Source organism: Flavonifractor sp. An112, from assembly GCF_904377885.1.
GTDB classification, from domain to species: domain Bacteria; phylum Bacillota; class Clostridia; order Oscillospirales; family Oscillospiraceae; genus Flavonifractor; species Flavonifractor avicola.
This window is the reverse complement of the sequence record NZ_CAJFGT010000079.1, coordinates 1-11,440: the sequence shown is the minus strand read 5'-3', so window position 1 is coordinate 11,440 and position 11,440 is coordinate 1. Positions and strand designations below refer to the sequence as shown.

6 protein-coding genes are annotated in these 11,440 nt (G+C 62.9%); 3 read left to right on the top strand and 3 right to left on the bottom strand.

Annotation, left to right across the window (positions count from 1 at the left end; all coding sequences use genetic code 11):
- Together IHN22_RS10810 and IHN22_RS10805 are read right to left on the bottom strand one after the other, a co-directional pair.
- Positions 1-690: aminoacyl--tRNA ligase-related protein (locus tag IHN22_RS10810; protein WP_191435304.1), on the bottom strand; the 690-nt coding region annotated here is incomplete at its 3' end.
- Positions 691-965: 275 nt separating this feature from the next.
- Positions 966-3,272, bottom strand: a complete 2,307-nt coding sequence (locus tag IHN22_RS10805; RefSeq protein ID WP_191435303.1) for an S-layer homology domain-containing protein — start codon at positions 3,270-3,272, stop codon at positions 966-968.
- Between the two features lie 445 nt (positions 3,273-3,717).
- Between IHN22_RS10805 and IHN22_RS10800 the strand changes: the two genes are divergently transcribed.
- Genes IHN22_RS10800 through IHN22_RS10790 form a run of 3 tightly spaced genes read left to right on the top strand, consistent with a single transcriptional unit; the run spans position 3,718 to position 9,903 of the window.
- Positions 3,718-4,290, top strand: coding sequence for a TetR/AcrR family transcriptional regulator (locus tag IHN22_RS10800; RefSeq protein ID WP_191435301.1), 573 nt, complete (start codon positions 3,718-3,720; stop codon positions 4,288-4,290).
- 13 nt (positions 4,291-4,303) lie between these two features.
- Complete coding sequence (locus IHN22_RS10795) at positions 4,304-6,751, top strand: efflux RND transporter permease subunit (RefSeq protein WP_191435299.1); 2,448 nt, start codon at positions 4,304-4,306, stop codon at positions 6,749-6,751.
- On the top strand, positions 6,748-9,903 hold the full coding sequence (locus IHN22_RS10790) for a peptidase (protein ID WP_191435297.1): 3,156 nt from the start codon (positions 6,748-6,750) through the stop codon (positions 9,901-9,903). Before IHN22_RS10795 ends, IHN22_RS10790 begins: the two co-directional genes overlap by 4 nt.
- A 93-nt stretch (positions 9,904-9,996) precedes the next feature.
- Here the strand turns inward: IHN22_RS10790 and IHN22_RS10785 are convergent.
- Positions 9,997-11,440, bottom strand: a 1,444-nt coding sequence (locus IHN22_RS10785) for an EF-Tu/IF-2/RF-3 family GTPase (RefSeq protein ID WP_191435295.1), incomplete at its 5' end; no start/stop codon positions are given.

Genomic DNA, 11,440 nt, shown 5'->3' with positions numbered 1-11,440 from the left:
GGCCTGGAGGGCCTTCTTGTCGTGCATCATGCACTCCACGGTGTAGGTGGCCTCGGCGCCGGAGAACTTCTCCTTGTCGGTCTTGCGGCCCTTCACCACGGGCATGGCCAGGTAGTTCTCGCAGAAGTCGGCGTAGATGTTGAACATCTGCTCGGTCTCGGCAATGGCCTCCTCGGCGGTGGCGTGCATGGTGTGGCCCTCCTGCCACAGGAACTCCCGGTGACGCAGGAAGGGGCGGGAGGTCTTTTCCCAACGCAGCACGGAGCACCACTGGTTGTACAGCTTGGGCAGGTCACGGTGGGAGTGGATGATGTTCTTGTAGTGCTCACAGAACAGGGTCTCGCTGGTGGGCCGGATGCAGTAGCGCTCCTCCAGCTTCTCAGAGCCGCCCATGGTCACCCAGGCGCACTCGGGGGCGAAGCCCTCCACGTGATCCTTCTCCTTCTGGAGCAGGGACTCGGGGATGAGCAGGGGGAGGTACACGTTCTCGTGGCCGGTCTCCTTGAACTTCTCATCCAGAATCTTCTGGAAGTTTTCCCAGATGGCGTAGCCGTAGGGGCGGTAGATAAACACGCCCTTGATGGAGGAGTAGTCGATGAGCTCCGCCTTCTTACACACGTCGGTGAACCACTTGGCGAAGTCCACCTCCATATCGGTGATCTGTTCCACCTGCTTTTTGTCCTGTGCCATATCTATCTCAATCCTTTTTTATCAAAATACGCATGGGTGCTACTTATTTTATTCATTTGCGGCCCAAAAGTCAAGTCAAGTATAGGGCCCGGCGCATAAAAGCCGGGCTTTAACGAATTAAGCGCTCCAGGCCGAGGCTTCGGAGGGAAAGATAGTGTGAAAGAAAACCGTCAGGGTTGTCTTTCGCGTCCAGTCAATAACGCCCCGATTTGTCAAAACAGTTTGACAAATCGGGGCCCGGCTCAGATGAGCCGGGCCCCGCAAAATTTGAACAATTACAGTTTGACCACCAGGGTGGCAGCGAAGAGGCTGCCGGAATACTGGCCGTACAGCTGGACCCGATCCCCGGCCGCCAGCTTGCTCAGGCTGGTGGAGGAGCCGGAAATGGTAACGAAGCTGGCGTCCTCCACATCCACGGTGAGGGGGGTGCCGTCCTCCAGGCTGATCATCAGGGTGTCGTCCTTGGTGTTGACCACCAGCACCGAGCCGGTGATCTGGGTGGAAGAGGAGGAGCTGCCGGTGACCTCAATGGCCACGATCTCGTCCCCGCTGAGGGTCAGATCCACCGCGTCATTGGGCTTGAGGGAGTAGAGGGATATGACGGAGCCCTTCTGGGTCACCGAAACACCCTCGGACACCTGGTAGGTGTCGGTGGAGCCGTCGGAGAAGCGCACGTCGATGCTGACGCCGGTGGTATCCTGAATCACCCGGGTGATGGTGCCGGACAGGGTGGCGTTCTGAGAGGTGGCCTCAATCTCATACACCTCGTTGTAGCGGACGGTGACGGTGACGCTGTCGCCGCTGCGCAGCTTGTCGATGGAGCTGGTCTTGCCGTCCCGCTCAATGTCGGGCAGGTTGGTCAGATCAATGGAGAAGGTAGCGGTGGTGCCCTGGGGGGTGCGCACCGCCAGGGTGGTGGGGCTGGCGTAGGTGATGCTCTCAATCACGCCCTGGGTGGTGGTGGAAGCGGGGTAGGTGTCCAGCAGCACCACCTGGTCGCCGGAGATCTGAAGGGTGGCAAAGTTGTTGCGGGCCACCTCCTTGACGGTGATCTCCTCTCCGTCATAGCGGGCGATGGCGTTGCTTGCGATGGGGTAGGTGCGGGAGCGGCCGGTGAGGCTGTCCTCCACGGTGATCTCGTAGGGGTCCTTGGTGAAGCTGATGCTCTTGATGGGGCCCTGGACATAGTCGGACACGGTATCCACCGCGGCGCTCACCACGGTGCCGGCGTTGTCGTTGGACACCCGCAGGCTCACATAGTCCCCCCTGTTGGACACGGTAATGGAGCCCGCCTTGCCGTTGACAGTGACGACGGCGCCGGACACCAGGGTGTACTGGGAGCGCTGGCCGTCAAAGGCGGAGACGGTAATGGTCTGGCCGCCGGACGTGTTCTCCACGCTGGTGAGGAAGCCCTCGGCGGAACGGGTGCCGCCGGACAGCTTCAGCTCGGCCAGATGGCCCATGCCGTCCACCCAGCACTGGGCCTGGGTATAACCGGCGTCGGGCTCGATCAGGGAGGGATCGCCCACCAGCTGGCCCACCTGGACTCTGGTAAAGCGGTCAATGTCCAGCCGCTTGCTGGTGCCGCTGACACTGATGGTGATGCTGTCCTGGGATACCTCAGTGATGCTGCCGCTGAGGCTGGTCAGGGTCCCGCCCAGACGGACCGCCTGAGCCGCCCCCTTGTCGTCCAGGTTCACCCGGACATACTGGCCCGCACGCAGGGAGTTGGGGGTGGTGCGGATGTTGTTTTCATAGATGGGCACGTTGGCGGGCACGGAAATGCCAAAGGTATCGGTCAGATTGCCGGTGATGGTGAGCAGGGTGGCGCCGTTGCTGGTGGAGCTCACCGCGTCGATGACGCCGCCCACCCACTGGTAGTCGGTGTAGGCGGGCAGCTCGGCATAGATGCCCTGCTCATCCATAAAGTCGATGGCACGGCGGAGCATGGTGGCCATTTCCGCCCGGGTCAGGCTGCCCTGGGGCATAAACTCGTTGGCGGTGTTGCCCTGGACAATGCCGTATGTATTGAGCAGATACACATAGGGCCGCAGCACCTGGGAGATGGAGGCGGTGTCGGCAAAGCTCATGGAATAGTTGGTCAGGTTTTTGGCCATGGGCTCCAGCTGCATGGCCCGCACCAGATACATGGACAGGTTTTCGCGGGTGATGGACTTGAGCAGCGCCCCGGAGTCGCACATGGCCTCCAGCTCGCTGACGCTGATGATACCGGTTTCCAGACAGACGGCCATTTCTTCCTCTGCCCAGCTGTAGACGTTCTCAGGCAGGATCTCCTTCAGCTGGTCGGCCCGGTCGGCGGCGATCTGCTTTTTATCCGCGGCGGACACGCCGGTGGCCCGGGAACAGAACAGCAGGGCCTCGCAGGCGGTCATCTTCTGAGCGGGGGCGAAGGTGGTGGCGCTGGTACCCTTGACAATGCCAAGACCGGCCAGATACTCCACGTCCTCCTGGGCCCAGTGGCCCTGCATATCCGTAAAGCTTACTGCCCCGGCGGGTACTACCAGCAGAGACAGCATCAGAAACAGTGCCAGCCATAGGGCGGCAAATCTCTTTCCTTTCATATCATTCCCTCCGTCGACTGCATTGGTTTCCATAATGAGATGAGTTTATTATAATGCCTACGGAACAAAGCCACAAGCCTTGAAAGCTAAGGCGTTCAAGGCCAAATGGCTTTGTTCCGGTGCAAGGTTTTTGGACAATTTGGTCCAAAAGCCTTGCACCTTCCGTTGGCGCGTTGAAACGCGCCAACGGAACTGTGCATTGTAACAATGGCTGAATTCCACAAAAGCGTCTCCTTTGAGCCGCTTTTGTGGAATTGCGCGGCTATCGCCGCACGAATAAACTGCATCGCAGTTTATTCAGTAGACATTATTATACTGTCTGCCCCCTGAAAAAGCAACCGCAATCCCACGGACGGCCGGTCTTTATAATCTACATTTGTATTTTATCTTGACAAGTGTAGCGTAAAGTGATATGCTGTTCCGGCCGACGAAAGGAGGAGTCCCTGTGGAGGAGAAACGAGAGGAGAATCTGGACCTGCGTCAGCGCAAGACCCGGCGGCAGCTGACTCAGGCTCTGGTGGAACTGATGGAGGAGCGGCCCTTTCAGGAGCTGTCGGTGACCGACATCTGCCGGCGGGCTATGGTCCACCGCACTACTTTTTATGCCCATTTTAACGATAAACAGGAGCTGCTCCATTACCTGCTGACCCAGCTGGAGCGGGAGTGCATTGACGCCTGCATCCCCCAGGACGCCCCCACCCCCAGGGAGTTTTTCCTGGAGGCGGCCCGCAGCACCCTGGCCTTTTTTAAGGAGAGAAGGGCCCTGTACCGGGCCTGCCTGGAGAGCGGCGCCGACACCAAGACCCGCCTGCTGGAGGACGCGGCGGCCAACGAGCTGTGCCTGCGGATGAGCCGCCCGCCCTTCCCGGACGCTCTGCCGGGGGTGGACCCCCGGATCGCCGCCCGCTTCTATGTGGGGGCCATGCTGTCCCTGCTGCACTGGTGGCTGATCAGCCCCGACCCGGTGCCGGAGGAGGTCCTGCTGGACCATCTGGCCCGCTTTATCCCCAACCATTGAGAGGAATCTGCCTATGGTAACGGACAAAAAAACCGAGACACCTATGACCAAACTGGCCCGCTTTATTGTGGATAAACGGAAGGCCTTCTTTCTGGTCTTTATCGCCGCCCTCATCTTCTGCGGGGCTTCCATCAATAAGGTACAGATCAACAACGACATCACCTCCTATCTGCCGCCGGAAACCGAGACCCGGCGGGGCCTGACCCTGATGGAGGAGCAATTTGTCACCCTGGGCACCGCCGACGTGATGGTGTCCAACGTGACCTACGACACCGCCGCCGCCCTGGCCGAACGGCTGAAGGGGGTGGAGGGGGTGTCGGAGGTGACCTTTGACGACACCGCCGACCACTACAAGGACTCCGCCGCCCTCTTCTCCATCTCCTTTGAGGGGGAGACCGGGGATGAGGAGACAGTGGCGGCCCTCCACCGGGTGGAGGACCTGCTGGATGGATACGACGTATCCCTGTCCACCGAGGTGGGCCGGGACACCTCCGCCTCCCTGCGGCAGGAGATGACCGTCATCCTGGCCATCGCCGCCGCGGTCATTGTGGTGGTGCTGCTCTTTACCTCCAAGAGCTATATGGAGGTGCCCGTCTACCTCATCGTGTTTGTGGCGGCGGCGGTGCTCAACATGGGCACCAACTTCATCTTCGGCACCATCTCCTTTATTACCAACTCCATCGCCGTGGTGCTCCAGCTGGCTCTGGCCATCGACTACGCCATCATCTTCTGCCACCGGTACATGGAGGAGCGGGACAACGGCCTGGATGCCCGGGAGGCGGACATTGTCGCCCTGAGCAAGGCCATTGTGGAGATCTCTTCCTCCAGCCTGACCACCATCTCCGGCCTGGTGGCTCTGATGCTCATGCAGCTGCGCATCGGCTTTGATATGGGTATCGTGCTGGCCAAGGGCATCGTGTGTTCCATGCTGTGCGTCTTTCTGCTGATGCCCGGCCTGCTGATGGTGTTCCAGGGGCCCATCGACCGCACCCGCCACAAAAATCTGGTGCCCAAGATCAACTTCTGGGGCAAAGGGATGGTCAAGCTGCGCTTTGTGCTCCCCCCCATCTTCCTGGTGGTGGTCATCGCCGGAGCCATCCTGTCCAGCCACTGCGTCTATGTCTTTGACACCAACGACGCCGATTTTTCCAACAAGCCAGACTGGCAGCTGGCCGCCGAAAAGGTGACCGATACCTTTGGCAAGAAGAATACCATCGCCATGCTGGTGCCCCGGGGGGACTATCAAAAGGAGGGCCGCATCCTGGAGCGGGTGGAGGCCCTGCCCCAGGTGACCCAGGTCACCGGCCTTGCCAACATTGAGGTGGAACCGGGCCGGATGCTCACCGACGACATCACCCCCCGGCAGTTTGCCGAACTGGCCGGGGTGGACGTGGAGCTGGCCCGGCTGCTCTTCCAGGCCTACGGCCTGAGTGTGGAGGAGTACGGCTCCATCTTCCAAAACCCGGACGACTACTCGGTGCCTCTGCTGGATATCTTCCAGTTCCTGCTGGAGCAGAAGGACAAGGGCGTGGTGAGCCTCACCGGCGACCAGGCCCAAAAGGTGGAGGATTTGCAGGAACAGCTGGACGTGGGCCTCAAGCAGCTCCAGGGTACGGAGTGGTCCCGGCTGGTCTTTGTGGCCGACGTGCCCACCGAGGGGGAGGACACCTACGCCCTGCTGGATGAGATCCGCGCCATCGGTGAGGATTACTATAACGACGTGGTGCTGGTGGGCAACTCCACCAACGCCTTTGACCTGGCCAGCTCCTTCTCCGGCGACAACCTGAAGATCAGCGTACTTACCGCCCTCTTCGTCATGGTGATCCTGCTGTTCACCTTCAAGTCTGCCGGTCTGCCGGTGCTGCTGGTGCTCACCATCCAGGGCTCCATCTGGATTAACTTCTCCTTCCCGGTGCTCACCGGCACCAATCTGTTTTTCCTCAGCTACCTGGTGGTCAGCTCCATCCAAATGGGCGCTACCATCGACTATGCCATCGTTATCACCAACCGCTATCTGGAGCTGAAGACCCGCATGGAGCCCCGGAAGGCGGTGGTGGAGGCCCTGAGCCAGAGCTTCCCCACCATCCTCACCTCGGGCACCATCATGGCGGTGGCCGGCTTCCTCATCGGCGGCATCTCCACCGACGCCACCATCGGCTCGGTGGGTCTCACCCTGGGCCGGGGCACCGTCACCTCCATCTTCCTGGTGATGACCGTACTGCCCCAGCTGCTGCTGTTGGGCGACGCCATCATCGAGCGCACCGCCATCTCCCTCAACCGGGACCGGTCCCAGCGGTTCAACAAGGGCACCATGCGGCTGGACGGTCACGTCCGGGGCCATGTATCCGGCTTTGTGGACGGCGAATTCAAGGGCGTAATCCACGGCAGCGTGGACGCCCTCATTGAGAGCAAGTATCAGGAGCTCCAGATCGAGGAGCAGGAACAGGAGGATCAGCCATGAAGCACAACAGACCCGTAACCGCCCTGCTGCTGGCGGCTGCCCTCCTCTGCTCCCTGCTGCCTCCCGCCCGGGCGGCGGGAACGGTGACCATCGGGGACGAGGCCGCCTTCCTGGACTTTGCCCGCAGCTGTACCAAGGACATCTGGTCGGTGGGGGTGACGGCGGAGCTGACCGCCGACCTGGATCTCAGCGGCACCGATTTTACCTCCATTCCCATCTTCCAGGGCACCTTTCACGGCAATGGCCATACCATCACCGGCCTGTCCTTCTCCGACAAGGGGTCCAAGGTGGGCCTCTTCCGCACTCTCACCGAGAGCGCCCAGGTGGAGGACCTGACGGTGGAGGGCACCCTCACCCCCGGCGGCACCGGCGGCCAGGTGGGTCTGGTAGCCGGTGAGAACTACGGCACCGTGCGCAACTGTACCGTCAAGGGCTCGGTCTCCGGTCAGGAGGATGTGGGCGGCGTGGTAGGCCTCAACGGGGAGAGCGGCACCGTAACGGACTGCTCCAACCAGGCCACAATCTCCGCCCCCAGCAACGCAGGCGGCATTGCCGGGCAGAATCTGGGTACCATCACCGGCTGCACCAACGCCGGGGAAATCAATACCGCCTCCGATCAGGATATACCCTCCAACTCCGGCGGCATCGCCGGGCTGTCCCGGGGCAACATTGACGGCTGCTCCAATTCCGGAACTGTGGGCTATCAGCACTTGGGCTACAACACCGGCGGCATTGCGGGACTCCAGTCCGGCTCCATCACCAACTGCTCCAATACCGGACATATTCTGGGCCGGAAGGACGTGGGGGGCATCGTGGGCCAGTTCGAACCCAATGTGGAGGTGCGCTACGGCGACTCTCCCGCCGACAGCCTCAACGACAGCCTGGGGGTCCTCTTTGATGAGATGGAGGGCTTTGCCGACCAGCTCAGCGGCATGGTGGGCCAGGGAGTGGAGGACGCCCAGGTCATCCATGAGGCGGTGGGCCAGATCCGGGACCGGGCTCAGCAGGCCGGGGACCAGGGCCTTAGCGACTACAGCGATATGACCGACCAGCTGGACAGCCATGCCGCCGCTCTGGGGGATGCCCTGGACGGCCTCCGGGGTCATGTGGATACCTTTTCCAATGAGGCCGGGGACGACCTGGATGATCTGCTGGACGGCACCGCCCAGCTGCGCCGCAGCCTGAGCAAGATGCTGGACAGCGCCGACAGCGCCCTGGTGGAAGGGGTGGAGGCCCTGGATGATGCCGCCGAAGGCATTGAGAAACAGGCCAATACCATCCGCGCCCACCTCCAGGCCATGTCCCGTGAGCTGGACAGCCTGGGCAGCTATCTCACCCAGGTGACCAACTGCCTGAAAAAGCTGGATCTGAAAGGAGCCCTGGCGGTACCCTTCCCCAGCGTGGACCCGGCGGGACACCTGTCCGCCATCTCCAAGGCCCTGGGCAAGCTGCCCGGCCTGGTCAGCGACCTCACCGGCCGGTGGGAAACGCTGAGCCACGATACCTCGAAAGAGATGGAGGAGGTGCGGAAGGACGCGGATCAGGCCGCCAAGGCCATCCACAGCGCCGCCAGCCATCTGGTGGGGGCGGGCAGCGCCCTGTCCAAGGACAGCAAAAAAGATCTGGACGCCGTCAGCAACGAGGCCTCCGCCATTCGTACCCTGCTGAAGGACTACTCCGACCAGCTGGGGGAGCAGACCCAGGCGGCGGCGGACGACATCGGGGCCCAGCTGGACGTAATCGAGAACCGGGTGGACCAGATGACCCAGGCTGCCGGGGCGGACAACACCGCCCTCCACGCCTCCGCCCAGCGGGTGATCGGGGCCCTGGACCAGGTGCGTCAGGCCATCTATGACATGGGCCGGGAGCCCAAACTCACCACCCAGGACCTTTCGGGGGACATTACGGAAGGCCCCGGCCTGGTCATGGCCTGTACCGCTGCCTGCACCGTGGAGGGTGACTCCAACGTGGGCGGCATTGTGGGGGCCGTGGGGGCCGAGGTGGGGGACGACCCCGAGGCTACCTTTGACATGGAGGACATCAAACTGCTCTCCGACGTGTACGCCACCCTGCGGGCGGCAGTGCGGCAGTGCCGCTTTGACGGTGCCGTTACCGTGAGAAACGACTGCGGCGGCGGTATCGCCGGTCGGTGTACCACCGGCTCCATCCTGGACTGCGCTGCCCGGGGCACGGTGGAGACGGGCACCGACTACTGCGGCGGCATTGCAGGCCGCACCGGCGGTTCGGTGATCCGGTGCGCCGCCCTGGTGGATCTGGATGGCGGCAGCTGGCTGGGCGGCATCGCCGGTCTGGGCGGCACCCTTACCGACTGCCGGGCCATGGTGCGGGCCCAGGGAGACGGGGAGTACCGGGGGGCCATTGCCGGTCAGTCCGACGATCCCCTCACCGGCAACCGCTACCTGCTGGAGGAGCTGGCAGGGCTGGACGGGGTGGATGTGGCCGGTCAGGCGGAGGGGCTGGAGTTTGATGCCTTCTCGGTGCTGAGCGGCATCCCCGAGGACTTCCTCACCTTCTCCTACCGCTTTGTGGCCGACGGCAAGACTGTGGCCGAGATCCCCTTTGCCTACGGGGACGACCTGGACCAGAGCCTGGTGCCCCAGCCGCCTGCCCGGGACGGGGAGTATGGCGTGTGGCCCGACTTCCCGGTCAAGGGGCTGACCCGGTCCATGGTGCTGGAGGCCCAGTTTACCCAGCCTACCGCCACCCTCTCCTCCGGCGAGGAGCATCCCGCCCTGCTGGTGGAGGGCACTTTTGAGCCAGGCGCAGGCCTGAAGGCGGAAGGGCTGACCGAGCTGCCCGACCTGTCGGGCTACCGGAGCGTGGAGGGCTGGTCCTATACCGTGGAAGGCAGCCAGGGAGATACGGTGACCCTCCGGCTGCGGGCGGCGGACGCCGATCACCCGGCGGCGGCCATCCTGCAGTCCGACGGCAGTTGGCAGGTGGTGAAGGCCAGCCAGGACGGCAGCTATCTGGTCTTTGACGGCCCGGTCAGCGGGCAGGTGGTGCTGCTGGACCGCACCACGCCCAATGTTTTGCCTGTGGTGCTGCTGTGCTGCGCCGGGGCGGCTGTGCTGCTCATTGCGGCGCTGGCAATCCATCGGAGAAAGAAGCGGAAAACCATCCCGGCATAAAAAGCAGACCCCGGAACCGCAGGGTTCCGGGGTCTGTTGTATTTAGCATAAAACACCGCCCCCGGCGTGCCGGGGGCGGTGTTGTTCTTATGATCAGGCCTTTTTCTTGGAGGCCTCGCGCATCCGGGCCGCATGGTCCAGCAGGCGCTTGCGCAGACGCAGGGACTGGGGGGTGACCTCCAGCAGCTCGTCGTCGGCCAGGAACTCCAGGCACTGCTCCAGAGACATCTGGCGGGGGGGAGTGAGGCGCAGGGCGTCGTCAGAGCCGGAGGCACGCATATTGGTCAGCTGCTTCTTCTTGCAGACGTTGACGCTGATGTCCTCCTGCTTGGGGGTCTCGCCCACCACCATGCCGGCATAGACGGGCACGCCGGCGCCGATGAAGAGCACGCCGCGCTCCTGGGCGTTGAACAGGCCGTAGGTCACGCTCTCGCCGGTCTCGAAGGACACCAGGGAGCCGGAGTTGCGGCGCTGGATCTCGCCCTTCATGGGGGCGTAGCACTCAAAGACGGAGGCCATGATGCCCTCGCCCTTGGTGTCGGTGAGGAACTCGTTGCGGTAGCCGAACAGGCCGCGGGAGGGCACCAGGAACTCGATCTTCATACGCTCGCCCACGGGGGTCATCTCCAGCAGGTCGCCCTTGCGGGAGCCGATCTTCTCGATGACGGCGCCCACGCTGTCGGAGGGCACGTCCACCACCAGGCGCTCGATGGGCTCGCACTTCTTGCCGTCGATCTCCTGGAAGAGCACACGGGGGGGAGACACCTGGAACTCGTAACCCTCACGGCGCATGGTCTCGATGAGGATGGACAGGCTCATCTCGCCGCGGCCGGCCACGTTGAAGGCGTCAGTGGAGTCGGTCTCGGTGACCCGCAGGGACACGTCCTTCATGGTCTCCCGGAACAGACGCTCACGCAGCTGGCGGGAGGTGACGAACTTGCCCTCCTTGCCGGCGAAGGGGGAGTCGTTGACGGAGAAGGTCATCTCGATGGTGGGGGCGGAGATCTTGACGAACTCGATGGGCTCCACCGCGTCGGGGGCGCAGATGGTGTCGCCGATGGTGATCTCGCCGATGCCGCTCATGGCGATGATGTTGCCGGCGTCGGCCTCGGTGACGGGCACCTTGCCCAGACCGTCGAATTGGTACAGAGCGGTGGCCTTGGCCTTCTTGGGGGGCTCGTCGGGGTTGTGGTAGTTGCACACCACGATCTCCTGGTTCTGCTTCACGGTGCCACGCTCAATGCGGCCGATGGCAATCCGGCCCACGAACTCGTTGTAGTCGATGGAGGACACCAGCATCTGGAAGGGAGCCTCCACATCGGCCTCGGGGGCGGGGATATAGTTGACGATGGTCTCGAACAGGGGCACCAGGTCGGTACCGGGCTGGTCGGGGGAGTAGGAGGCGGTGCCCTGACGGCCGGAGCAGAACAGGGTGGGGGACTCAAACTGCTCGTCGGTGGCGTTCAGGTCCAGCAGCAGCTCCAGCACCTCGTCCATGACCTCGTGGATGCGCTGGTCGGGGCGGTCGATCTTGTTG